This window comes from Flexithrix dorotheae DSM 6795, assembly GCF_000379765.1.
GTDB classification, from domain to species: Bacteria; Bacteroidota; Bacteroidia; order Cytophagales; family Flammeovirgaceae; genus Flexithrix; species Flexithrix dorotheae.
Genome location: NZ_KB903465.1, coordinates 360,470 through 387,332 on the forward strand (window position 1 = coordinate 360,470; position 26,863 = coordinate 387,332).

Genomic DNA, 26,863 nt, shown 5'->3' on the forward strand with positions numbered 1-26,863 from the left:
ATTACCCGAAAAGTTAAAACAACAAACAAAGTCTAAATATGGAATTGAAGAAACAATCAATTGCTGAGAAACTTGAGGCAATAAATGAATATGAAAGGGAGCCAATCCCACAGGGCAAATTAAAAGGCCTGAAAGGCTTTATCGGGATGTATGCCGGTGAACATACCGCAGGAACCGAATTTGTGATTGGTCCATTATTCGTAGCCCACGGAGTGACCGCTCCTGACCTTATTTGGGGGCTTTTAATCGGAAATTTGCTGGCAGTTTTAAGCTGGGCATTTTTATGCGCCCCAATTGCCGTAAAAACCAGGGTAACCATGTATTACCAACTGGAAAAAATTTGCGGCAGGTCGCTGGTAATTATTTACAATGCCGTGAATGGCTTAATGTTTTGCTTCCTTGCGGGTTCCATGATAGCCGTTTCAGCCACAGCTGTAGGAATTCCATTTGACATTACCATGCCCTCACTCACCGATATGTTTCCTACCGGAATTGGTTGGGTATTGAGTGTGATGGCTGTGGGAGCGGTGATCACGGTGATTGCTATTTTAGGGTACGAACAGGTTTCAAAATTTGCGAACAGAGCCGCACCCTGGATGATTCTGGTTTTTATTGCTGCCGCCTTTGCAGTGTTGCCCGAGATAGGTGTGACTTCATTGGGCGATTTCTGGACGGTAGCCAATGAAAAAATATGGACTGGAGAACCAATGGTAGATCAAAGCCGGTTTACTTTTTGGCATGTGATGTTTTTTGCCTGGTTTGCCAATATGGCCATGCACATTGGAATGGCGGATATGTCCATTTTCAGGTATGCTAAAAAATGGGAATATGGATTTTCTTCGGCTACCGGCATGTACGTAGGTCACTTTTTAGCCTGGATTGCTTCTGGTATATTATATTCTTATTTCTTATTAAAATTTGATAATTCAGCTGAATTTGCACCGGGAAAAATTGCGTTTGAAGCAGCAGGAATTGCAGGAGCCATTTGTGTAATTATTGCCGGATGGACTACCGCAAACCCCACTATTTATCGAGCGGGATTAGCGTTTCAGGCGATTTTCCGAAAATCCAGCAGATGGAAAGTAACACTGGCCACAGGTGCTTTTACCACCCTGGCCGCCTGCTTCCCGGCACTTGTAATGAGACTTTTAGACTTTGTAGCCCTATACGGTTTAGTACTTATGCCAATGGGAGCCATAATTTTTATAGATTTTTATCTATTGAAAAAAATGGGATTAAAACCCAACTATGCAGAAGTGGCTGGCATAAAATTCAGTTTGCAGGCCGCTATCACCTGGATAGCCACGCTTGTTTTATGTCTGGCGCTTAATTTTGCTGCTGGAATTGAAGTATTCTTCTTGGGATTACCTGGTTGGTTTATTGCTGCCTTCTTGTATATCCTATGCAGTAAAATGATGCAAAAGAAAACAGTTTCTCCACAAGTTGCTTAAATATTTCAAAGTCTTTCACAGGGATGGATAAAATAGACTACCCCTAAACATAATTGAAAATGAAAACAATTCTAAAGCTAATTTCCCTTATTGGATTAATATTAACCATAGTTCCAGCCCTAATGGTATTTAATGGAGCCATGGAAAAGGAAATGCACAAAACGCTTATGTTTGTGGGCACAGTGCTCTGGTTTGGCACCGTTCCCTTCTGGATGGGAAAAAGCGACCCTCAGGAATCCTAAAAACCCGGGATTTTATCCGTGGAAAAATTAAAGGCTGTTTAACTTTTGTCAAAGTCGAACAGCCTGATTTATTTTTAAAAATTGCATCAAACTACCAACTGAACATGGTTCCGTCTGTCAATCTGTTTACAGGTAAAAAAGCTTTTTTATAAGGGTACTTTTCCACTAAATCCATATTAATATCCACTCCTAGACCAGGAGTCTCATCAAGATACAGGTACCCCTTTTCCCACTTAAAGGCATGGGGGAACGCTTCAAGCGTCAGTTCATCATATCCCATATATTCATGCACACCCAGATTATTGATAGCAGTGACCAAATGAAGTGCTGCCGCAATACCCACAGGAGAAATATCAGAAGGCCCGTGAGGACTGATTTTAACATGATGCAACTCTGCCAATGCGGCAATTTTCTTCATTGGAGTAATCCCTCCCCCATGAGTAACCGCCATTCTCAGGTGATCAATTAACTCTTCTTCAATCAAAGTTTTACAATCGAAAACTGTATTAAAAACCTCTCCCAAGGCTAGTGGAGTGGTAGTATGCTGTCGGATTAACCGAAAACTTTCCTGTAGCTCGCCAGGCACCAAATCCTCCAGCCAATAAAGATGGAACGGTTCTAATTCCTTCCCCAATCTCGCAGCCTCAACAGGAGTAAGCCGGTGGTGACCATCATGTAAAAGGTGAACCTCATCCCCTACTGCCTCCCTAACTTTTTCAAATAACCGTGGAACATGCGTTAAATATTTATGAGTATCCCATTCTTCTTCAAAAGGAGTTTCAGCAGCAATGGCAGGTTCATACTTCCCTCCTTTTTTAGTATTCATGCCATAGATTTTATCCAATCCGGGAATACCAGACTGCACACGGATGGCCTCATATCCTGCTTCTTTTTTCTCCAGTACTTTTTCGATAGTGTCTTCAAATGTAGTTCCGTGTCCATGGCAATAAGTCAGAATTTTATGTCGGCATCTCCCTCCCAAAAGTTGATACAGCGGCACATTCAATAATTTCGCTTTCAGGTCCCACAAGGCAATATCTATGGCGCCAATGGCAGTCATATTCACGGCACCTCTCCTCCAGTAAACACCCTTATAAAAAAATTGCCAGATGTCTTCCGTATCGAAAGGAGATCTTCCAATGAGTGAAGGAGTCAGGTATTCTTCAATATATTTGGAAACAGCCAGTTCCCGCCCGTTTAATGTGGCGTCTCCCAAACCATACACACCCTGGTCGGAATGAATTTTTACGGTAACAAAATTCCTGGCGGGGCAATGAACAATTACTTCAACCTTGGTTATTTTCATTTTGATATTTAGTTATAATTTACATGGACTTTACCATTTGTAAAGTAAATATAGCAATTGATTTTTTAGGGTATTCAGGTAATTGCTCTAGTTCCGAATTTAGGTAGCTTTTTTAGGATAATGTCAGGTGGATACTCAATACGTTTGCTCTTCGGAATTTGAAATTCCGAAGGCCTATCTCAGGATTTTTAATCCAATTCACGTTTGGATTAAAAATCCTACGATAATGGTTCGACTTCATAAAAGTCGAACAGCCCAACCTTATGCTATGGCAGCTATTTATGGCAAATTCTTTCCCATTTTGCCTTTGTTGTGGTAATTTTCGGTTTGAAATTCTTCTTTTTTGATTCATGCAAAAAATCACCTCTAGTATTTCTGCTAAAGTAACATTGGTTTTTTCCGTGTTGGTAATGGTTTCTACCAGCCTGGTGGGCTATTTGGTTTATTCCGGAAATAGAAATCTGTTAATTCAATCTTCTCAGGAAAGGCTTTCATTTACTTCAGAAATTATTGGCACTTCTCTCTCAGCCAAATTTAAAAGTATAAATGAGGATATTCATTTCATGTCCGATAATGTGGCTGTTAAGGGTTTTGCCAATGCAATCGCTAAAAAAGAAAATGGTAATTTCCAAAACGGGGATATTAACTATTGGTCCGGGCTGGTAAGGCAAAACTTCAGGTCATTTTTAAAAAGCCGACCTGATTATTTCCAGATCAGGTTTATTAGTATAGAAAATAATGGACAGGAAATCATTAAACTGGAGCAATTAAATAATCAGGTAAAAAATATCCCTGACAGCCTTTTACAGCAAAAAGGGGATCGGGATTATTTTATGGAAGCCAGTGTACTTTCTGAAAATGCCATCTACATTTCCGCCATAGATTTAAATAAGGAATTTAACCGAATCACCGAGCCGCTTATCCCAACGGTAAGGGCTGCTGTACCCATTTTTTCCAATGAAAATCAGAAAATTGGCATTGTGGTCATAAATGTGGATTTAAGGCCTACTTTCAAAGAAATTCGAAAATTGGCCGGAGAAGATAATTCTCTTTACCTCACCAATACCCGTGGGGATTTTCTGATTCATCCGGACAGCACCAAAACATTTGGGTTTGATTTGGGAAATGATTACAGCATTCAGGCTGAATTTGAAGTGGCCAACAACATTTTTTATTCTGATTCTACCCACTACCAATTCAATGAAATCCCTGTGGGTCAGGATGATGCCCTCGTGTTGGACTTCCAATGGCTGGAAATAAGTGAAGGCAAACGTGTCTTGCTGGCCCTTTCTTCTCCCCATTCCATATTGCTATCCGGGATAAAAAAGGTGCACAACAAAAGCCTTTTACTGACCATGATAATTTGTTTTTTAGCCATTCTGGCTACCTTTCTGTTTTCTCTTTTTCTCATCCAGCCTCTCCATAAAATTACCCGGGATGTTTCCCGATTTACGCCAGGAATGAAAAAAACTGCTCTTCCAGTGAATCGTAAAGATGAAATTGGAATTCTGGCCAGAACTTTTCAGAAACTCTGGAAGGAAATAGAGGAAAAAATCAATGCGCTTACCAAAGCGAAAAAAGAAGCAGAAGCTGCCAATAAAGCAAAAGACGAGTTCCTGTCTACGATCAGCCATGAAATCAGGACACCTCTAAATGCGGTAATTGGAATGACTGCATTATTGGAAAAAGAACAGGCTCCCAGTAAAAAGGAGGAAATACTTTCAGCCTTAAACTTTTCGGCCCAAAGTCTGCTCATCCTGATTAATGAAATGCTGGATTTTTCAAAAATTGAGTCCGGTAAAATTACCCTGGAAAAGAAAAATTTTGAATTAGTGGGCTTGTTAAAAAACATCCTGATGGGATATCTTCCACAAGCTGAAAAGAAAGGCATCAACTTAAATTTTCGTGATCTTCCAGAAGAAAAATTAATGGTTATTAGTGATCCCCTGAAAATTTCCCAGGTGGTTCAGAATATTTTAAGCAACGCACTCAAATTCACAGAGAAAGGCAGTATTCAGGTAAACTTTCACCACAAATTGAGTGGTGGCCAGGTGGATATTCAACTTTCTGTAAAAGATACAGGAATTGGCATCCCGAAGGATTTGCAAAAACAGGTATTTGAACCTTTTATTCAGGCCAATCCGGGAACGGCCAGAAAGTATGGAGGAACGGGTTTGGGTTTATCCATTACCAGACAAATTGTAGAGCTCATGGGAGGAACCATTCAACTGGATTCGGATCCGAAATGGGGTACAGAATTTAAGCTTTCGTTATGCTTTCCAATTGGAGAAACTAGGTCGGAACCAAAGGAAAAAACGACTTTATCCATTCCCTCAGAATTGAAAAAGTACCATATTCTTTATGTAGAGGATGTGGCTTATAACCAATTCCTGATGGAAAATTACTTTGAAGACTGGGGCATTCCCCTGAAAATTGCCTCTTCGGGAAAGGAAGCTGTTCAATTAGCCAAAGAGCAAAATTTCGACCTGATTTTTATGGACATTCAAATGCCGGAAATGGATGGTTTTGAAACCACCAAAGCGATAAAATCATTGGGGGGAAAATATGAAAAAGTCCCCATTATCGCCCTTACCGCACTGGCCACAAATGCAGCCATTGAAAAGTTTTTTGCCAGTGGTATGGAAGATTATTTAATTAAACCGGTAAAACAGGAGGAAATACTCAAAAAACTAAGTATTTACCTATCGGCTTCGGAGATAGCTCCTGCTGAAAAAATGGCTGATCCTACACAGGAAAAAAACCCATTTTCCCCAGATTTCTCCCAATTGGAAAGTAATTATAATTTCAACCAGAAACGAATTCTAAAGGCCTTGAATTTACTGCATTCGGAATTCAAAAAATACCATGAGGCTTTTTCAACAGCCCTGGAAACTTACGATCAGGAATTATTTCGGGCAACTTTGCATAAAATCAGGCCGCATCTGCTTACCCTTTCGCTCGAAGTGGTATTAGAAAAACTGGAAGCAGGAAAAGCGGGATTGGATATGGGCCAGGATGGACTGCAAACACTAAATTTCATTAATGACTATTTCCCAAAGCTTGCTCAACAAATAAAGCAAAAGCAGGCTGCTACCACTGAGGAGGAAGCTGGGTAGTTTGTTTAGCCTGCACCAGCCTTGAATATTTCATGAATATTAATAGAAAAGAAATGCCAATGCAACTCCACAAAAAAGTCCAATGAGATTGACTGATAACTGATGCTTTATATCATAAATTTTATAGCCCTTTATTAATGGAGGAATGTTCAGGATAATCAAAAGTATATCGGCAAAAATCAAATGAGATAACTGGTAGTTCATATGGATTTGATTAAATCCAAAAAGAAATATAATACCTACTCCAACCACCAAATAGGCATACAAACTAAGCAAAATCCAACTGAAATGGGAGTAACCCAAAAATCCTAAGGCTCCAAAAAGCATTACCATGATTTCTATTAATCCATAATTTACATGCTTTTGGAAATTCTCAGTAAATCCAGACAGGTTTAAAGATTCCCAAAAATATCCATCAAGGTATCCATAAACAAGAGAAGTACACCTTAGCAGGTAAAATAGGAATAAAATACCTAATAAAACCTTTCTGGTCATATAATATTAGTGTTTAAATCCAGCATTTCCCCGTTGGCGCACGCGTGTGCCAATTCCCTCGTGCACCAGCATTATTGTACCATTCCATATACCAACCTAATTCAACAAATTAAGCTTATTAATCAACCCATCTCTATAAGAGGCACTTATGGGGATACTTCTTTCCCCTATGAGCACTGCAGTGGTTTCAATTTTATCTATCCAGTGGGTGTTGATCATGAATGACCGGTGAATTCTTACAAAACTATCGGGCATGGCATCTTCCAGCTTTTTCATGCTGAGTAGTGACATGATTTTCCGTCCACTTTCCAGATGGAACTTCACGTAGTTAGACTCCGATTCTATAAACTTGATTTCTCCTGTGTTAATCTTTACAATATCGTGCCCGTCCTTAATAAAAATTTCCTCTTGCTGAGACTTTTCCTGATTGCCCTCTCTGACACTTTTCTCATCTACTACTTTTTTTACCGCCTGATAAAACCTGGCAAATTTCACAGGCTTCAATAAATAGTCTTTCACATGGTAATTATAAGAATCCAAAGCAAAATCCTTTCTGGAGGTAATCATGATTACAGGAAGGTCTTTAGGCAATTGCTCCAAAACTTCCTGGCCGGTCATTTTGGGTAATTCAAGATCGAGAAAAACCAAATCAAAAGGTTTTTCATTTACCATTTTTATGGCCTGAATCCCATCATTTACTATTACAGCACTGGATATATAGCTTGTTTCCTCAGCAAAATGTTCCAGTAAGTCGCAAATCAATGGATCGTCATCTACAATTAAGCAGTGCATTTTTAAATATTTAGCATGGAAATCTCTGTTACCCGATTTTAAAGTTCGTCAATAAAAACCACATCAACCGGATCATTTCCTTCATTTTCACTTTTTATTCAGAAAGCAAATTAAAGTATTTACAAGATAAATCCTGCAATTCGAATAATTTGAAATTTAGATTTCAGAAGATTACCTAAATTCAGAAAGTTTTAAAGCGTGTTGAATACCTAATTTATGAAAATGAAGAAACTTTTTACCAAAATTTTATTATTTATTGGTGTTTCAGGTTGGGTGGTTGTATGCTACCTGCAGGTTTCCCCATTGGTTGGAAAAGAAGGAGAACCTGAAACAAATGATGGTACCGCTGAGGTTCAAAAAGCAGGTTTTATACCTGAAAGCCCCTCTGATCAGCCTGCAAATTCTGAAAAAAAATCCAGCCTTGACGAATATCAGTGGGATGGAGTCGCTCGGTTTCAATATTACAAATATGATATTGAGGATGATTTAAAACCTTATCCTCCAGGCAAGGCCGGGGATAGAACACCTTTTGATATTTGGAGGTATCAGGGCAGGGGAAAAAGCTCTTTTGGCTCTCCTGTTTTGCCCATGTCATGGGAAGAGTGGGTAAAAAAACATCAGGAACAAAAGCCAGAACTAATGGCTGATATCAAAGCCTATATGGCTGAGCGATACAATTTTACAGGAGAAGACATTCCAGGAGTGATGATGTCTGGCAAGCGGAAAGGGATAAAGAGAGGTCCCGTAGCCAGATTACCGAAAAACTTTAATTCTTTCGAAAAAATACAAAAACTGAGCCCAGAAGAAATCAGGAGTAAAGATTTATTCCCCTACAAACCACTGGCACACCCATTGGCCACAACAGCCCACATGGTATTTCCAAAAAGCTGGACTGATGCACATCCTGAGCACGAACGAATAGATATTGACATGGATTTTCCAGAAGAATATTTACCAGAATTTCCACCTCCAATGTTTTTAACTACACATAAGGAACTTGGGGATGTCACTCAGGGCAAAGAAGTCACTTTCGAAAATTACTACGAAATTTTCAACGGTTTACTTTCTCCGGAACAGATGGAAGGACTTAAAGAGTTGCTTCGCCCAACTCCCTCTACCTGGTTCAATCATACCACCAACCGGGTAACCTTATTACCTTCTGAAGGGGTTTCCTGTTTTTCCTGCCATGTAAATGGCCATACCAATGGCGCAATTGAACTGGCTCCGGATTCCAGACCAAATCAGGGACGGCTCAGAACAGATACCCCAACCATGAGGGGGAATTACAACCTGATGCAACTTTCCTCCAAAAGGTCAATTAGAAGCATGGACCACTTCTCAGAGGTGGAAGAATATTTTGATGGAGATCCCGGAATGATGCAGGCTATTGGGCCAAGAGGGGTAAACAGAACCGTTACCAACAGAATGGGGGATTTCAATTCAATTCTGGACTTTCCGCCCGCTCCAAAATTAAATCCATTAGGTAAATTAATAAAAAGTAAAGCCACTGAGCAGGAATTGAGAGGAGAAGCACTTTTTAATGGCAAAGCACAATGTTCTTCCTGCCATTATGGCCCGGCTTTTACCGATGATTATATGCATGATTTGCAGGTAGAAAGGTTTTATGTGGGAAGACCGGAAGGACCAATTAAAACTTTCCCACTAAGGGGAATAAAGGATTCTCCGCCTTATTTGCATGATGGCAGATGTCCAACTCTTCACGATGCCGTTGAGTTTTTCAACCTGGTGTTGGAACTGGATTTATCCAAACAGGAGAAAGAAGATTTAACAGCTTATTTGCTATGCCTTTAAAGCTGAAAGTCAAAAAAGAAATACATAAATGTAGGAGTTTATTGTAGCAAAAAGTCCCGGTACAGGTATTGTATCGGGACTTTTAATTTGTAGTTAAATACAGGAAATATTATTTCCCATCCAACTTCGCCAGCTCTTCTTCTGTGAAATCGGTTGGTTTCCCTATATATTCAAACTTTTCAATTTCTTCTTTAAGAGCATTTATTTTAGTGTGAAACCGCTGATATGCCACTGCTCCTAAAGGCAAATGAATTGGAGGATTTTCCAGTTCAACTACCTCATACATCGCCTTCACCGCCTTCACCGGATCACCTACCTGCTTGCCACTTACGTTGGCAATATTATTCATATTTTGTGCAGCAGATTCCTTATAATCCTCTATTTTGGAGGGAGTAAAATTTGCTGACCTTCCTGCCCAGTCTGTTCTGAAAGGACCTGGTTCAATATTAATCACTTTTATTCCCAAATGCTTCACATCAGCTGCAAGTGCTTCTCCGATTCCCTCAAGTGCGAACTTCGAACCATTATAAATGCCCACACCAGGAAAACCCTGAATTCCGGCAATAGAAGTGATGTTCAGTATATGTCCTGATCGCTGCTTTCTCATTGAAGGTAAAACAGCTTTTACCATTTTCACTGCCCCAAATACATTCACATCAAACTGCCTCACCATTTCATCATCATCAGTTTCTTCTACGGAGCCTAAAGAACCATACCCGGCATTATTCACCAACACATCAATTTTCCCAAATTTTTCTAAAGCGAAATCAACTCCTTTTTTAATTTGATCATTGTTTGTCACATCGAGCAATACCCCGAAAGTTTTTCCAGGCTCGAGTTTATTAAATTCCTCAATTTGCTCACTTTTTCTTAAGGTACCTACAACAGTATCTCCCTTTTGGGCAGCATATTTGGCTAGTTCCTTCCCAAAACCAGTTGAACAACCGGTAACAAACCAGATTTTTCCCATTTCTTTTGTTTTTAGTTTACGATATAAATTATTATTCCCAATAAAGTGACCAAAGCTTTAATCAATTAAAGGAGACCTTAGCTTTGGCCCCTTCAATAACAAATCTGCAAATAATAAGTTTACTTTCCCAATTTCAATGAGATAGCAATACTTCCAATTCATCCATCGCCTTTTCTATATGATCAAGCTTTTTCAGCGAATTTCTTTCAATATTATAGAGTGCGAATTTTAATCTTTTGTATTCTTCCCTTTCATCCGATCTTTCTTTGTAGGAAATAAAAACTTCTGAGTTTCTGTTTTGGAAGTAAAAATTTTCAATCTCTATATTATTTGTGATCTTTTTCAGGTTTTCACCATCAAAATCAGAAATAAATAAATCGTGGTCATCATAACTATCCAATAATCCATCTTTGTTGGAATCTTCAAAAGCGATAAGATATAAAATATTTTGGATAGTGGAATCTATTTCATTTTGTGGACCAGGTAGGGAAGGTTTAGCAAACTGAATTCGGTAAATTGAAGCTTTTTTGCTCAAAAGCCTTCTTACAAAATGATATTCCTTATCAAAAAACATCAGGTTAAGCGTGAGGTGATCTGAATGATATTCCCAAGCAGATGAACCCTCAGCCATTTTTCTGTTATACCTGGATTTTTGGTATGTCTTCACAAAAACCTCCATATAATTCCCCGAAGAATCTGGAAGCATTTTCGGGTCACCATATTCTATTCCCTGAAGGATCAGATTATTATTTTTAGCACTATCCAATTCTTCTCCTACTATTATTCCGGTTGGTTCAGGATTTTGATTAAATGAACCAATCCATTCATTTACCATAATTCCCAGAAAGATTAACACAAAAACCGGAATAATCAGTCCGTTGATGATAAAAAGTACTCTGATAAATTTGTTTTGACTTAGCATTTTTGATTTGATTTAAAATCAGTATTTTTTGGTTTGTGATTTCATCGGTTCAAAGTTTCCATTCCAGGGTTTTATCTTATCCTTCAATTTTATCATTGAATTATACAAGTTGGGAATTTATTATCTACTCTTTGGAAGAATCAAACCCTTATGCATTTGATTTTACTATCCTAAACTTATAATTTCATCTACAAACAACAACAATAACAAGTATTTTAACAAACTAAACTAAATAATTCAAAATAGTATACTTTAGCTTATATACAACCAGAGGTAAGCTTATTTCCAAACATTACTATTATAGATATGCAAAAAGTTTACGAAAGCAATTTTCAATATTCCTACTTTGATAAAGAAAAGTCATTACTTATCCATAGATGGAAACCCGCTTCAAAAAAGCTTTCTGAAGAAGAATGTAAAACAGAACTTCTACAACAAATTGTGTTGGTTGAAACTTTTCAACCAAGAATAACCCTTGCCGATGCCACCAATTTTTTCTTTACCATTTCCATTGAATTACAGGAATGGGTAGATGATGAACTAATTCCCCGTGCCATAAACGCAGGGTTGCAAAAAATGGCTTTTGTTATGAGCAAAGAATTTGTAGCTCAATTATCCGTAGAGCAAACACTGAATGAGAAAAATGCAAAAGAATTTATGTCGGCCTTCTTTGCCACCGAAGAGGAGGCCCTGGAATGGCTTTGTGATTTCCCCTCCCCTTCTGATGCTAAATCCTAATCTTCTTAAGTAACCTAATTGACTTTAATAAGAACTCATTAATATTTTCCAGGTCCCGGAGGATACAGATTTTTTGGATATCAATTGCACTCTTTTTAAACTTTCACCCCAAACAGATTTGATCCGTCCGTCTTCTGGCTGATCCAGTACAATTTCCTGAACTTCAGGCTGGAAACTTGCCGGATCGTAATTGATATACAAGGTGAAAGACTCTTTGGCATTTTCCCCCTTATATCTCAGCCTGATTTCTCCAGACTCTGCTAAAATCACTTCACATGGGGTTAAAAAATTCATGGAAATATCCTTTGTTGCCTGAGTGAGTTTAAACTTATCCACCAGTGCGATGTTCTTTCCTCTGGTTAACCGAATCGTCCTTTTCCAGGAAGTAATTCCGGCTTCTTCAGGATAGGCATCCTCAATATTTAGTGAAAACTGCGCATAGGAATTGGTTCCTTTATATTTCACATTTTCGGCTTTAAATTCCCGACCGGCCTGCTGCATTACACCATTTACAGTAGGCAGATTATGATACCCGGACTGATTATTCCACAATTCGTATCTTTGGCTACTGAAAGTCTTTCTGGTGTAAGTACCTGACCCAGCATCAATTATAGCGGGATTTCCCTTCACATAAACAATAAAATTCCCAATATCATTATGGTTATGGCTTTCTGCATTGTGTCCCCCTTTTGCTGCCAGATAAAGACTTTTTGAAGAACCACTTACCGATCTGGCAGTCATTACCTGAAGGTCTTCAAAATAACTATCACGAACATTTGGTAGGGAGGCTTCAGCAGCCTCAATTTCTTCGGCATTAAAGAGTGCAAACAATTTTCTATCTATTCCCCTTTCGCTTTTTTCCTTTTGTTGATTTTTGGCCATGTAAGCCCCAAAGGCTTTCAGGTTGTCATCATTTATGCGTTTTCCATATCGGTACACCAAATCGGAAGAAATAGTAACTTTCGCTGCGGCATCGGCAAAATTCACAAAGTAGTCCTTATCAATATAAACTTTGTACAGGTAAGTCCCTATGTTCTTTACGAGCTGATTTTCATAAACATCAAACTTTCCATCGGTGGCGCTGTAAAGTAACTCCAGGCAATCGAAAAGAGACCCTCCGGCATGCCCCCAGTAGCTTGGTCCTTCATCACAACCACCATCAGCTGGATATGGATTCAAAAATTTATCCAGTGATAAAATAATTTTATTTACAGCCTTTTTTCGTCTCTCTTCATCCCTTTCCAATAATAATGCAGCCGAAAGCCAATTGGAATTGATCCATGGATTCCAGTTGTTTACTATTCTATCGGAAAAACCCATCCACCAGAAATCATCACGTTCCAGATTGGGGGTTAAAATTCTTTCATCTGTTTCTTTGAAAATTCTGGGCCTGATTAAGGGGGAAACTTCATCCAGTTTTTCATTAAGTAAATAATCGGTCCAGGCCAGCAGATTGGCAGTCTGGGCAGCAAATAAATCCACTGTTGGTTCTTCTACATTGGGCAATCCGGGTCCGTCTTTTTGTAAATACAAATGAGCGGGTACTCCCCAGTATGATTCCTCACAAATCAGCCAAATTCCATTCACCAGCTGATCCGTAAACCTTCCCTTATTTTCCACAAGCTCAGCCAGTAATAAATCAGCCACCATGTTCCTTCTTTCTGACCTTACATTTTGGAAATTACTTCTGTTTCCAATTCTGGCAAATTCCAAAAACATTGTAGCTTTCAGAGAGGGCCATTCATACTGCAATGCTTTTTCCCCATTCTCAAGAATCTCAGATTTTTGTGCCTCACTCAATCCTTCCCATGATTCTCTTTCCTGAATAGTTGGAAAGGGTTTCCAATCATCTTTACTCAATAAAATCTCATTCAATTTATCTTTGGGATAATTGGTCGTGAGCAAATCTTTTTGGCCATTTTGTTGGGAAAATGCCTGAGATGAGATCAGCCACATTAACAGAAGAAATTGGAGAAACAGACAATTAACAGTGAAATTGCCATATAGACGGTTTTTCATTTTCAGCTCATTAAGTTTAGTTCAATTATAGCAACCTAACAGACAAAAACAAGGATTTTATATCAGGAAATAGTTTATCATCAGTAGCTGCCTTATCAGGTTAAAATTAATCAACTTTTTTGTTAAAAATAATACTATGAGGACTGGAAAGGCAGATAAAATAATTAAAACAGGAAAAACAACTTGTGCATGTTCGCATTCCTAATTTCAATGGTCAACAAGTTTTCACTTTGTTGAAAGTAGCATCCCTGAGAAGTCCGGCAAGTAGCCTGAAAAATGTCTCAGGATACGAGTAGAGACTCACATCAATTTTCTACAGGAAGAAAAAATGGAAGTTTAAATTAATTTGTTTTTTAAAGCTTTTTCAATGGCTTCAGCCTTACTGTTTACCTGCAATTTAAAGTAGATATTCTTGATGTGGGATTTCACCGTTTCTTTGTGAATGAATAATTCATCGGCAATTACTGTATAGCNTTTTCCCTTAGCCAAAAGTTCCAATACTTCGGTTTCTCTGGGGGTAAGTGGGGAGTTGGTATTTTTCTGGAAAGATTCTACCACCATTCGGGCGATATTGCTACTCATGGGCGCTCCACCCGACCGCACTTCATTGATGGCATCCAGCAGGCGGGAATAATCTGAATTTTTGGTAATATAGCCTCCTGCGCCAGCACAAAGCGCGTCAAACACCAATTCGCTGTTTTCATGCACGGTAATGACAATCACATCAATTTCGGGAATAAGTTTTTTGATTCTTCGGGTTCCCTCAATGCCATTCATTCCCGGAAGTTCAATATCCATTAAAATAATCTTTGGCGGATCGGTCATAATGGCTTTTATGGCATCTTCACAATTGGTAAAAGTACCATTCACTTCATAGCCTTCCATGCTATTGATGAGCAGTGCAAAGCCATCTTTTACCACTTCGTTATCCTCAATAATGGTGACCTTGGTTACCTCTTCTGTTAAAATGTGCATTTTTTCTCGAAACATTGGTGATGTGCTTTGTAATATTAAACAGAATAACTCAGAAAATTATCCCGTAAAATACGGTGTTTTTTTATTCAATATAAACATAAAGTGTACTAAAGGCAAGGATATAGTTTAAAAGGTGTGTTTAACATTCTTTTTCCCACTCTAAAAAGCTCAATGCATTATTGTAAGGCTTCCTGCGGCTCTCTGAGAGCTGCTTTGATGGTATGGTAACTGACCGTAATCAGGGTGATTGTGAAAATAATTAATGCGGCATCAAGGTACACCCCAAGGCTCATGTTGATTCTAAATGGGAAGCTTTTTAACCAGTTTTCCATCACAAAATAAGAAATGGGCCATGAAATTAAAATAGCTACACCCACCAACATGAAAAACTCTTTCAACAATAATAAAACAATGGAAACATCTGTGGTTCCAATCGCTTTCCTGATCGCAATTTCCTTCCTGCGCATATCCACCACAAAAGATGAAAGACCAAACAACCCTAAGCAGGCAATAATAATCGCCACTATGGAAAAGTATCCGGTTACCAAACCCAGTTTCCTTTCTTTGAAATACATTTTATTTAATTTTTTGGAAAGGAAATAATACTCAAATGTCCTGTTGGGCAAGAATTTATACCAGATCTTTTTGGCTGCCAACAATGCCTGATACTCGTGGTTTTTCTTTACCTTAATGGCAATGTATTTGGAATAAAAAAACTTCGATCTGGCACTGGGCATATCAATGACAAATGGGGTGATTTCGCTATGTAAAGATTGGAAATTAAAATCCTTAACTACTCCGATAATTCTCTCTTCCCCACCTCTTGATTTCAGCTTTTGGCCCAAAATACCTTTATTGGATTTATACCCCAGGTATTTTACCATTTTTTCATTTACAATGATTCCTTTGTATTCATCGTTTTCCTCCCTTTTAAACGTTCTACCCGCCACCAGTGGAATATCAAAAGTTTCGGTAAAATCATAATCTACCATCAAAGAAGGCAGGTAAATATATTCGTTGAGCTTCTCTTTAGCCTTGGGCAGATAATCATGAATTCTATAGTTTGTACCCAACACTTCTTCCATGGCCGTAACCGAAAGGATCACCTCTGATTTTAATAATTCCTGCTTTAAACTATCGAAATTAAACCTCAGGTTGGTGTTGGCGATGGGGATGATTAGAATTTGATCTTTGTTAAAACCCAAATCAGCATTTTTCAGGTAGGCGAACTGCCCGATACTCACAAAAGTGGTGATAAGCAGAAAACCGGTTATCACAAACTGAAGGATGACCAAAATACCTCTGAATCGCCTGCTTCTGACTCCCAGCACAATAGAACCACTCAAAACCTCAGCTGGTCGGAATTTGGCCAAATAGTAAGCCGGGAATAAACTGGATAACATTCCAATTACCAATCCAGATGAAATTACACTGGTCACTAAAAGTGACTTATCCAGGTGGGTAAAATCCAGATCGGTATCCGCCACTTTCGATAAAAAAGGAAGTAATAATTCTACCAGTACAAAGGCGATTAAAATGGCAATGATACAAATGAAGATAAACTCAATAAAAAATTGTTTGCCCAACTCCAGGCGATCGGCTCCTATAGCTTTTCTAATACCGATTTCCTTTGCCCTGAGGGAGGATTTTGCAGAGGAAAGGTTGGTGAAATTTATGGCTGCAATAATTAAAATTAAAAGCGCAATAGCCGCAAATAAATATACATATCGAATATCTCCATTAGGCGAAAGTTCAAAATCCAGATCGGAATACAAATGAATTTCCCGTATGGGTTGCAGAAAAATATTCACTTCTTCCCTAAAGGATTCCGGGAAAACCTTTAGTACCAGTTTATCCAGTAAATATTCTAAATCTTCTGGTGATCTTCCTTCCTGCAAAAGTACATAAGTCCAGCATGGATCCCATTTCCAGTTGGATTTGATGATTTCCTTATCAAGATCCATTTGGTACAAAGAGGAAAACGCCACTATAAAATCAAATTCAAAATGGGACGCATAGGTTTTTGGGGCAAAAACTCCCGAAATAGTCAGTATGGTTTTGTCCTCATAAATTAATTTTTTTCCAATAGGATTTTCATCTTTAAAGTATTTGGCAGCAGCCCGGTCGCTTATCACCACCGAAAAAGGACGGTTGAGGGCAATTTTAGGATCTCCCAAGGCAAGGGGGAAATCGAAAATTTCAAAAAAAGATTCATCTGCAAAATACAGATACGGTTCATTATCTCTTGTAGCTTTATATTCTATGGAATGAGAGGGCACCTGGAAATTAAAAAGCCGTACCGTATTTTCCACATATTCAGGATAAAATTCTTTCATGGTAGGCCCCATTGGGAAAGGAACACTGGCAGCCTTTTCCCCTACCCCGTTCTTTTCAATCAATTTGGTAACCCGAAATATTCTCTTATTATTCTTGTGGATAGAATCGAAGCTGAGTTCGTGCCTGATCAGGATGAGTAACAGGGTAAAAAAAGAAATACCAACAGATAACCCGATGATATTTATGAAGGAGTAAATCTTATATTTATAAAGATTTCGGATCGCTATGGTCAGGTAATTCAGCAGCACAATATCAGGGATTAGAAATCTTGGTAAGGTTTTCGGTTACCAGCTGCCCATCGAACAGATGAATGACTCGCTGACTGTACTCTGCCGCTGCCGATGAATGGGTAACCATAATAACTGTTGTACCCATTTCGCTTAGCTGTACTAATAATTCCATTACTTCCTGGCCTCTTGCGGAATCAAGGTTTCCGGTTGGTTCATCGGCAAGAATTAGTCTTGGTTTTCCCACAACGGCTCTTGCCACTGCCACCCTTTGTTGCTGGCCTCCAGAAAGTTGCTGGGGGAAATATTTTCTTTTGTGGGCCACCTGAAGACGCTCCATAATCTCATCTACCCTTTTTTTCCTTTCTGCAGATGGAATTTTCAGGTACATCAGCGGGAGCTGAATATTTTCATAAACTGTAAGTTCATCGATGAGGTTAAAGCTTTGGAAAACAAAACCAATATTGTTTCTTCTGAGGTAAGCCCTTTTTTTACTTGAAGCTTTGGCCACTTCTTCATTTTTAAAATACAATTGTCCACTGGTGGGAACATCGAGTAGTCCAATAATATTGAGCAAGGAGGTTTTTCCACAGCCTGATGGCCCCATAATACTAATAAACTCCCCTTCCTTTATATTAAGGTTAATATTGCTTAGTGCAACTGTGTCAATTCCAAAATTTGAATATACCTTATCTACATTTTTTAGTTGAATAAGCATCACCTGTTTCTTTTCCTCTTAGTTGAATTGCATTCTTAAAAGAAGCCACCCTAATACCAACCTTAATCACTAAAACGGGATATTTTGATTTATCCCTTCAGCAATATTACTATCTTATTTTTTATCTACAATTTGGTTTTCTCATAAAGCTATTAATTTGACGTTTTTAGTTTTTTCAGAAACATTTTAAGCTCCATTGTGCCTCAATGTTCTTTTTTGCAAAAAATGATAGTTGGCCTTAGTTGTAGAATTTCTTTCAAAGAATTCAATATATTGATAACTTTTTCCTCAATTTAGATGCCATGGAATACAATGATTTAACGCTCAATAGTTTATTCTCAATTTCGGATGGCATCAAGTTGTACAAATCTGTCCACTTTTTTAGGAAATTGTCCAATACCGTACAATAGTTTAAACTTTAAAGTTAGTCGAATTTAATTGATTTTATAGGATCAATCCTTGAAATTATGATGGTGGGTATCATTAATATGGTCAGGATCATTAATGTCATCAAAATATTCAGGGCTATTACAATTCCCCAGTTAAATTCGATCGGGACTGCATTCATATAATAGTTGGCCGGATCGAGGGGAATCAGCTGAAATTTTTGCTGAAGAAGGCCAAAACCTATCCCAATAATATTCCCGATTATCAGTCCTTTCACTATCATTCTACCTCCATTGTACATAAAAATTTTCCTGATATTTTTATCTGTAGTACCCAGGGCCTTAAGTGTTCCGATCATGTTGGTTCTCTCTGTGATCATGATCAGGGTGATAGAGACAATATTGAAGCAGGCTACAAATAAAATCACTATTAACACCACAAATACGTTTCTGTTGAGCATGATAAACCAATCGAAAAATTGCACGTATTTATTGGTGACCAATTCTATTTGGAGTCCTACATCCATTTCCTCCCACACCTTGTCGGAAACCTCCTCCAGTTTATCAAATTCATCAATGAACAATTCAAATCCTCCCACCTGAGTACTGTCCCAATTGTTTAGCCGCTGAATCAGACGATTATCACCTAAAATCATTATCTGATCAAAATCTTCAATTCCCGTTTCATAAATCCCTCTAATATTCAACTTTCGAATCCGGGGAGGATCCTGCACAAAATAGACGATTAATTCATCTCCCAAATGCAACTCAAGGCGATTAGCAGTGATACTACTCACAATAATATCCTTGGAATAATTCGGGTCACTAAAGTCTATAAATTCTCCTTCAATAATATTTTTCTGAAATAATTCCAGATCGAAATCTTTTCCAACCCCTTTCATAACTGCCCCTGAAGATTCCTCATCAGTTTTTAAAATACAGGCTTTCTGGCTATATACCTGGATATGTTTTATGCCTTCAATTTCCAGGGCATTTTGATAGAGATACAAATTGGTACTTACCGGAACTTCCTCATAGGAGTTATTTTCAACCCACTTGTTGGCTTTTATATGACCTGCAAAACTGAAAATTTTCTCCTGAATCGTATTCTTAAAACCATCAAAAATGGCGAAGGAAAGAATCATGACAGCAATACCAATGGCTATACTACCTATGGCAATTCGGGCTATCAGAGAAGAAAAACTGTTTTGCGTTCCGCTTCTTATCCTTTTTGAAATAAAATATGGAAAATTGAACTTCAAATGACCTGGTGTTGGAAAATGCTAAATATACCAAACTATTTCATGAAGTGGTTTAAACTAATTTCTTTTTGTTGAAAATGCTCATTTGCATTTCTAAACAAAAAGCTTAAATCACTTCAATCAAAATAAGTGGGTTTATCCGGGTTATACAAATATTCAAACATTAGTTTTATCAGAGGCTCTGTCACCCTCTCTATGGAAAGTTTAGGAAGATCATCCAAAGGGAAAAAACCGACATCCAGGGTTTCCATTCCGGTTTTTAACTCTCCGCCAGTTTCTTCACAATGAAAGAATAGTTTATAGGCATGGTAGGGATCCGGGGGATGAGGGTGTTTATGTTTGTCGGTTACAGCCAGCAATTTTACAGGTTTTACCAGAATTCCCGCTTCTTCCTGTACTTCTTTAGCCACAATTTCTTTCGGGGAATAATTTATATCTGCCCATCCTCCGGGTAACGACCAGTTCCCATCCTGTTCCTCACGAATCATCAGGATTTTGTTATCTCTGAAAACTACTCCGCGTATATCTACCTTAGGGGTCTGATAGCCAGTTTCGAAGGCAAATAAATCTTTTACCTTTTCAAATTTGGTATCGCTGAATTCAGCCATCATTTTTATGCTGATGTCTCTCAATTCTTCATACCTTTCAATGTCGTACATGCCTTCAGAATAGGTCAAACCATTTTGGGCAATGGCCTGTATTCTTTTAGCTGTTTCTATCCACTTTAAACTCATAAGATCACATTCAAAAAAATATGCCTGAAGTTAAAAACTGGATTTTACTTTTTAGGCCAAAGTGCCATTTTTTTTGTGTAGTAAGTACCGGTAAGGTTTTTTATGTAGGAATTTCCAACTCAATTTCAAACTATTGTAGCACATTAAAAATAGCCAATCCTAACAGATTGCTTTTGTCTTGCTTCTTACTTCTTCAGATTAGGAATACTCAAGGTAAATTTAGTACACTTTCCTAAACTCGATTCAACCTGAATAGAGCCTTTTAATTTTTCTACTGCTTCTTTGACTATATATAAACCCAATCCCGAACCAGGTTTGTTTTCCGAAGCCCTGTAAAACATGTTAAATACTTTTTCCAAATGATCTTCTCCTATTCCCTGGCCATTATCTTCTACAATAATTTCGGCCTTTTCCTTCTGGCAATTAACGGTTATTTTCACGTAGGGATTTTCCTCAAACTTATTGAAAAACCGGAAAGCATTGGAAACCAGATTATTGAGAATCACACTGATACGGTTAAGATCAGAATACAATTCAGCGTTCAAATTAAATTGGCTAATGGCCTTAATTCCTTTATACTCATCAATATAAGCGTAAGGAGAAAAGGTATCTTCCACAAGTTCCTGAATATTTATTTTTTCGGATTTTACCTCAAGTCGGGTGTTACGGGAATAATCCAGAATATCTTTGATAAAATTATCCATTTTGTGCAGCCCTTTTTCCTGCAAAGCCAAAAATTCCCTGATTTGCTCAATATCATCTTCTGCTTTAGTTATTTCAATAAGACCCAATGCCGAAGTAATTGGTGCCCGAAGGTCATGGGAAACACTATAAACAAAATTATCCAGCTCTTTATTGGTTTTGGTAAGTTCCAGATTGTGGTTATTTATTTCTTCCTGAGCCTTTTTAATCTCGGTAATATCCCTGCAAATACCAATCAGACCAAGAGTCTCCCCATCCGGACCGAAATATGGCGTTTTTAAAACATCCAATAATACTTTTCTACCATCGGGATAGGTGATAAACTGCTCCATTCTTTGAGGAATTCTTTTCTTCAGAATTTCCTCATCATTTTTATGAAATTGATCGGCCTCTGTATGGTCAAAAAACTCCAGGTCAGTTTTATCTATAATTTCACTTTCCTTTTTACCAAGGTATTTTTCATAGGCAATATTGCAGCCCAGGTATTGGCTTTCCTGATTTTTGTAAAAAATCAGATCTGGAACAGAATCAATTAAGGAGCGTAACAAGGCCCTTTTCCGATTGAGATCTTCTGCTATTTTTTTATAGTTTTCTTCACTTTTCTTTAATAAATCTCCTGCTACTTTTTGGTGTGTGATACTGGAGAATATCAAAATTCCACCAATGATTTTATTTTCCAGATCCCGGATAGGCGATGAATTTACAATCAGCCATTCCCTTTTTCCATTTTTGGTTTCAATGATCAATTCCTGATTTTTTACAACTTCTCCATTGTTAATTGTCTTTGAAAAAGGCAGCTCATCTTCATTTATTTTGGATCCATCCGGATTCAGACATTTCCACTTTTCGCCATATTTTTCAATTTTCAGGGATTTAAAGGTTTCTGGCGATTCATCAAAAAAATTAAGTGCCGCTTTGTTAATTTTATGAATTTCTCCATCATGAACATCGGCAATAATTAAACCTACAGGAGAATATTCAAAAGCGGTATCCAACACCATCTGAAGCATTTTTTTCTGTCTGGCAGACTCTCTTAATTCTGTTACATCATGAGAAATCACCAGAATAGAATCTCCCTGATTTTCACTATTAATTATAGGAACAGAGGTGGTCTGGTACCAATATGGGTTATGTACGGAAAGTTGAAAATATTCTTCCCTTGTATCAATGGTCCCTTTATCCAGCACCTCATTTATTTTTCTGATGTAAAAATCAGCTTTTTTTTCAGGGAACAAATCCCTCAGATTCTTCCCAATAAAATCTTCTGGCTTCCCACCCATACGGATTCCGGCCTGCCTGTTAAAAAAAAGAATGTTTCCTGCTCTATCATACTGGGAAATAGGCAAATCGATATTTTCCACTAAAAACTTATAATTTTCCTCACGCTGAGATAATGTTTCTTTAGCCAGAATTCTTTCCGTAACATCCTCATGGATTCCCACCAACCGAACCGCTTTATCAGTATCCGGATTCCGAATAATGATGGCTTTGGAAAGGATATGGCGGTATTCCCCATTCTTATGCCTCATCCTAAATTTCACTTCATACTTATCCCTTTTCTTTTCTATAAATTCATTTACCCTTTCATATGTAAGGGCCTTGTCTTCAGGATGTACCAGTTGGTTGAAACCATCTATATGATGTACCACTTCATCCTCTTCAAAACCCAAAATCGATTTCCATCTTTTGGAATAATAAACCTCATCAGTTTCCAGGTTCCAATCCCAAATACCATCATTGGAAGATTCAAAGGCAAGCCTTAATCTTTCTTCATTTTCCTTTAGCTGTAGATCTACATTTGGCTTATTTTGCCCTTTATCAATTAAAGTTAACCGGCCATTAATTACTTTGTTATCTTGATGGATTATGGGCATAAGGGCAAGTATCACCGAAAATTGCTTTGAGAAAACCAGATCGATTTGAAGTTCTAAAGGTTTAAGATCCTTTACAAATTCAAGAAACTGGTCCTTAAAAAAGGCTCTTTGATGGGCTGAAATAAAAGGAAAAATGGTTTGATCAAGACAGGATTCCGGAATAAAAGTATTTTGATGCTCAATAAAAGTGAACCTTCCCTCAGTATTTAATTGGAAAAAGGTTTGTTTAAAACTATTGATAATATCGGTTAACGCAGCCTTACTCAACTCAACAATAAATTTGATTTATATGAATTATACCGGAATAGCAGAAAAAACTACCAACTATTAATTTTTGAGAAAAAAAATCAAGTGGTTTGCAGATGTAGTTTAAAAAAGTATTGATGAATAAACATGAAATAGCCAAAATTTATATTAAGTTAAATATAATGAATAATAATAAAAAATTTGGCAAAAAACTTTATTTGGAATCAACCAATATTGGTTTTTTACGACATTCGATGATAAGTATTTAGAGAATAGCTAAAATTATCTGAAAGCCTTCTATTTCTTGTGATGAATAAGGTGCCACCTGACTTTCCGGGAATTTATGCATTCTTTCACTTGTTTTTCCCTTGCGGGAAGCTGAAAGTTTTTTCCGGTTTTTACTTCTACGAATACCACCTGTCTCAATTCTCCTTCACTTAGTCCGTCAAAAACCACCAGGTCAATTGGAGATCCCAAAAAGCGAACATCTTTGGGATTAAAGGGAAAATCGGTAAAATAGGGTAACAATTGCTCAATGGATTTGCCCATGGTTACAGCCTGGCTACTTTTTATGGCTTCTTCCCTGATAATGGGAACTTCTTCCTCTACCCATTCTTTAAATAACTTGTCGGCTTCTAATTCTACCCGATCAGCAATATCTCCTCTTTTCCTTAAAAGCAGAATAAAAATAATTAAAGTAAGTATACCGATGATTACCCATTCCATTGGTTTTGTGTTAAAGCAGTTGTAAAATAATTAAGCATGTTACATTTTTAAGCACAAAAATGCAAAACCGCTAATATTTTACCCAATAAATTCAGGTTTTAGTTTTGAGTCGGAAAAATTGAAGGTAGGGAGTTAGATGCTGGAAAGTTAAAAACCTTAGTTGGCTGATGCGTGTCGTTTGTGACTAAATCCAGGCTGTTTTTGCTTTAAAAATCTGATAGCCAACCACCAATAGTTGAGCCTTCTATATTTTTTGTAACTTTTAAAGTTGGACTGGTGGTGTAAAATCGGCACACACAAAACGCGTGTGCCAACCCAACGATTTCTAACTTCCAGCAAAAAACTACAAATTCAAAAACTGACTTAAATAATTTCTGCTGGTGAGGATAGCACTTTTTATATTTTCAGCTGAGCCTTCGTAAGCCTTGTCTTCCACTTCAATACAAACAGGTCCTTTATAGCCCACAGTAGTAATAGCTGAGAAAAAATCTCTCCATTTTACATCACCCAAACCCGGAATCTTTGGAGAATGATATTCCAGCGGGTTCGCCATTATTCCCACTTTGTTGAGTTTATCTCTGTAAACTTTCACGTCTTTTAAGTGGATATGGTGGAGTTTGTCTTTGTAATCGTAAATAGGTTGAATTTCATCCATTTGCATCCAGACCAAATGAGAAGGATCGTAATTCAAGCCAAAATTATCACTGGGAATGGCTTCAAACATTTTGTCCCAAATAGCAGGGGAAATTGCCAGGTTTTTTCCACCAGGCCACTCGTCATTGGTAAAAAACATTGGGCAGTTTTCAATGCCTATTTTAATGTTATTATCATCAGCTACTTTTACAATTTCCGGCCACACTTCTTTAAACTTTGCCAGGTTATCATCAATAGATTTAGATGGGTCTCGCCCTATGAAAGTATTGACTACAGGCACACCTATTTTGGCAGCATTGGCAATAATCTTTTTAATATGTTCAATGTATACTGCTGCTTTTTCCTCATCAGGATCAAGCGGGTTGGGGTAATAACCCAAGCCGGAAATATATACCTCTTTTTCTTTGAGGTAAGATTTAATATGGTTGATTTTGTCATCACTGATGTCTTCCACATCGATATGCGTCACTCCTGCATACCTTCTTTCTGCCTTGCCTTTTGGCCAGCACATCATTTCCACACAGGAAAACTTGTTGGCTGAGGCAAAATCTACTACTTCTTCAAATGAATTATCTGCTAATATGGCGCTTACAAATCCGAGATCTAACATTTTTTAATTATTGGTTATTTAGTAAAGAAAAAAAAGGGATGAATATAAGCTTCCGCAATACCCATCCCTATTCCTATAATAATTTTAGGGGAAATTTAAATAGTTACCCAGGCTTCTTTTTTATGGCTTTCCACAATTTTGTCACAAAGCAATAGCTCCCTCAAACCATCTTTGAAAACAGGATAAGTTGGGTTAGCACTTGGCTTTCCAGCTCTTACATCAGCATAAATTTCCTTGAAAATCTGCTTGGATGTATCCGGGAAACCTTCATTGTGTCCACCAGGGAAAGAAACTACACTTCGAGCTTCAGCCTCAAATAAAGAAGGGTCTCTCATCAGCATCTGGTTAGGTGTATCTCTTTTGCCTATCCAAAGGTCATTTGGCGATTCAGAACACCAGGAATAAGTTTCATTTGATCCGGCAATTTCCAGACTCAATCTGTTTTTCCTACCTGCTGCAACCTGGCTCACGGTTACCACACCTTTGTTTCCATTATCAAACCTCAATAGTACTGAGGCATAATCCTCCGTATTGATTGGCACATCGGCATAATCCTCTGGTTTTAACATTTTTCCGGAATAAGTTTCTACCGGCTTAAGAGGCTTTTTCCTTGTTTTATGAATGGTAGAGAAATCCGCCATCACCTGGGTGATCTTCAAACCTGAAATGTATTCAATTACATCCATTAGGTGAGATCCGATATCGGCAATTGCCTTGGAGTCACCTGATTTATCCGGCTCCAATCTCCAGTTGTAGTCCGTTTCCAGAAATAACCAATCCTGAAGATAAGATCCCATAATTGAATAAATCTCCCCAAGTTGACCTTTTTCCCTCAGGGTTTTCATTTGTCTTACGATAGGATAATATCGAATATTAAAATGAACCGCATTTACCAAACCTTTGCTTTCTGCCAAAGCCACTAATTCTTCTGCTTCTGCCACTGTAGTCGCCAAGGGTTTTTCGCATACTACATGAATTCCTTTTTCCAATGCCAGTTTTGACATTTCAAAGTGCAGATTATTGGGTGTACAAACATGAACACAATCCAATTCTTCTTTATCCAACATGGCTGCATAATCTGCATATGCATTGGGGATTCCCAAATCTATTGCCTTTTCTTTTGCTTCATCTTCAAAAGGGTGGAACATGGCCACAACCTCTATATTTGGAATCCTTCTTAGGGCCTCAATGTGCGCAGGACCTATAAATCCAACACCTGCAACAGCTACTTTAATCTTTTCCATTTCCAGCTATTTGTTTGTTTTAATTAAAAAATCGACTCTATTTGTACCATAAAACACTTTTTTTCAGCAAGGTCTTCGACCGAGACGTTTCGTCCATCAAGCTTCAGCAGTTCTAATAACGCAGGGTTGCAAAAATGTAAACCCTGCCAGGACAGCCTGTCCGGTAAAACCTGTCTGGAAAAATTACGGTTAATGAAAACCTTAAACCCGCAACAATTTTAATTCAGGAACTATAATTTTTCGGGTTCTCAAAGCTACTTTTCAATTTTTTAAAAAGAAACCGGGAACGTTTTTTTTCTTCATTT

At 37.9% G+C, this 26,863-nt stretch carries 20 protein-coding genes; 5 read left to right on the forward strand and 15 right to left on the reverse strand.

Translation table 11 applies throughout. The features are described 5' to 3' along the window. Positions 1-38: 38 nt before the first annotated feature. Together A3EM_RS0128430 and A3EM_RS0128435 are read left to right on the forward strand one after the other, a co-directional pair. The gene (locus A3EM_RS0128430; protein WP_020531655.1) at positions 39-1,451 is read left to right on the forward strand and encodes a purine-cytosine permease family protein; all 1,413 of its coding nucleotides are present in this window, start codon (positions 39-41) and stop codon (positions 1,449-1,451) included. Positions 1,452-1,510: 59 nt separating this feature from the next. Beyond that, positions 1,511-1,693, forward strand: a complete 183-nt coding sequence (locus tag A3EM_RS0128435) for a hypothetical protein (RefSeq protein WP_020531656.1) — start codon at positions 1,511-1,513, stop codon at positions 1,691-1,693. 91 nt (positions 1,694-1,784) lie between these two features. Here A3EM_RS0128435 and manD read toward each other — a convergent pair whose 3' ends face one another. Next, the gene (gene manD, locus A3EM_RS0128440) at positions 1,785-2,999 is read right to left on the reverse strand and encodes a D-mannonate dehydratase ManD (protein ID WP_020531657.1); all 1,215 of its coding nucleotides are present in this window, start codon (positions 2,997-2,999) and stop codon (positions 1,785-1,787) included. 350 nt (positions 3,000-3,349) lie between these two features. Here manD and A3EM_RS46370 point away from each other — a divergent pair, with 350 nt between their 5' ends. Further along, complete coding sequence (locus A3EM_RS46370; protein ID WP_020531658.1) at positions 3,350-6,115, forward strand: HAMP domain-containing hybrid sensor histidine kinase/response regulator; 2,766 nt, start codon at positions 3,350-3,352, stop codon at positions 6,113-6,115. Between the two features lie 39 nt (positions 6,116-6,154). Here the strand turns inward: A3EM_RS46370 and A3EM_RS0128450 are convergent, their stop codons facing one another. Continuing rightward, positions 6,155-6,610: a hypothetical protein gene (locus A3EM_RS0128450; protein WP_020531659.1), complete on the reverse strand. Its 456-nt coding sequence runs from the start codon at positions 6,608-6,610 to the stop codon at positions 6,155-6,157. 96 nt (positions 6,611-6,706) lie between these two features. Then, positions 6,707-7,402: a LytR/AlgR family response regulator transcription factor gene (locus A3EM_RS0128455; protein WP_020531660.1), complete on the reverse strand. Its 696-nt coding sequence runs from the start codon at positions 7,400-7,402 to the stop codon at positions 6,707-6,709. Positions 7,403-7,624: 222 nt separating this feature from the next. Here A3EM_RS0128455 and A3EM_RS43895 point away from each other — a divergent pair, with 222 nt between their 5' ends. Then, the gene (locus A3EM_RS43895) at positions 7,625-9,214 is read left to right on the forward strand and encodes a hypothetical protein (RefSeq protein ID WP_020531661.1); all 1,590 of its coding nucleotides are present in this window, start codon (positions 7,625-7,627) and stop codon (positions 9,212-9,214) included. A gap of 109 nt (positions 9,215-9,323) precedes the next feature. Here the strand turns inward: A3EM_RS43895 and A3EM_RS0128465 are convergent, their stop codons facing one another. After that, a complete protein-coding gene (locus A3EM_RS0128465) occupies positions 9,324-10,184 on the reverse strand; it encodes an oxidoreductase (protein WP_020531662.1) in 861 nt (286 codons plus the stop codon). 133 nt (positions 10,185-10,317) lie between these two features. Beyond that, entirely contained in the window at positions 10,318-11,106 is a 789-nt protein-coding gene (locus A3EM_RS0128470; protein WP_020531663.1) for a hypothetical protein, read from the reverse strand. Between the two features lie 306 nt (positions 11,107-11,412). Between A3EM_RS0128470 and A3EM_RS0128475 the strand changes: the two genes are divergently transcribed. Continuing rightward, positions 11,413-11,844, forward strand: coding sequence for a hypothetical protein (locus tag A3EM_RS0128475; protein ID WP_020531664.1), 432 nt, complete (start codon positions 11,413-11,415; stop codon positions 11,842-11,844). A 24-nt stretch (positions 11,845-11,868) separates the two neighbouring features. On the opposite strand, the gene A3EM_RS0128480 is transcribed toward A3EM_RS0128475, so the two are convergent. From A3EM_RS0128480 to A3EM_RS0128530, 10 genes are all read right to left on the reverse strand, one after another. Next, positions 11,869-13,863: a heparinase II/III domain-containing protein gene (locus A3EM_RS0128480; RefSeq protein WP_083925318.1), complete on the reverse strand. Its 1,995-nt coding sequence runs from the start codon at positions 13,861-13,863 to the stop codon at positions 11,869-11,871. A gap of 336 nt (positions 13,864-14,199) precedes the next feature. After that, positions 14,200-14,853: a response regulator gene (locus tag A3EM_RS0128485; RefSeq protein ID WP_020531666.1), complete on the reverse strand. Its 654-nt coding sequence runs from the start codon at positions 14,851-14,853 to the stop codon at positions 14,200-14,202. Positions 14,854-15,014: 161 nt separating this feature from the next. Then, positions 15,015-17,423, reverse strand: a complete 2,409-nt coding sequence (locus A3EM_RS0128490) for an ABC transporter permease (protein WP_020531667.1) — start codon at positions 17,421-17,423, stop codon at positions 15,015-15,017. A gap of 4 nt (positions 17,424-17,427) precedes the next feature. After that, positions 17,428-18,120: an ABC transporter ATP-binding protein gene (locus A3EM_RS0128495; RefSeq protein ID WP_020531668.1), complete on the reverse strand. Its 693-nt coding sequence runs from the start codon at positions 18,118-18,120 to the stop codon at positions 17,428-17,430. 424 nt (positions 18,121-18,544) lie between these two features. Continuing rightward, the gene (locus A3EM_RS0128500; RefSeq protein ID WP_020531669.1) at positions 18,545-19,768 is read right to left on the reverse strand and encodes an ABC transporter permease; all 1,224 of its coding nucleotides are present in this window, start codon (positions 19,766-19,768) and stop codon (positions 18,545-18,547) included. A 116-nt stretch (positions 19,769-19,884) separates the two neighbouring features. Then, the gene (locus A3EM_RS0128505; protein ID WP_020531670.1) at positions 19,885-20,502 is read right to left on the reverse strand and encodes an NUDIX hydrolase; all 618 of its coding nucleotides are present in this window, start codon (positions 20,500-20,502) and stop codon (positions 19,885-19,887) included. A 185-nt stretch (positions 20,503-20,687) separates the two neighbouring features. Then, positions 20,688-23,345, reverse strand: coding sequence for a PAS domain-containing sensor histidine kinase (locus A3EM_RS46375; protein ID WP_020531671.1), 2,658 nt, complete (start codon positions 23,343-23,345; stop codon positions 20,688-20,690). 276 nt (positions 23,346-23,621) lie between these two features. Further along, on the reverse strand, positions 23,622-24,050 hold the full coding sequence (locus tag A3EM_RS0128520; protein ID WP_020531672.1) for a Holliday junction resolvase-like protein: 429 nt from the start codon (positions 24,048-24,050) through the stop codon (positions 23,622-23,624). Positions 24,051-24,393: 343 nt separating this feature from the next. After that, entirely contained in the window at positions 24,394-25,314 is a 921-nt protein-coding gene (locus A3EM_RS0128525) for a sugar phosphate isomerase/epimerase family protein (RefSeq protein ID WP_020531673.1), read from the reverse strand. 95 nt (positions 25,315-25,409) lie between these two features. Further along, positions 25,410-26,558, reverse strand: coding sequence for a Gfo/Idh/MocA family protein (locus tag A3EM_RS0128530; protein WP_020531674.1), 1,149 nt, complete (start codon positions 26,556-26,558; stop codon positions 25,410-25,412). Positions 26,559-26,863 lie beyond the last annotated feature (305 nt).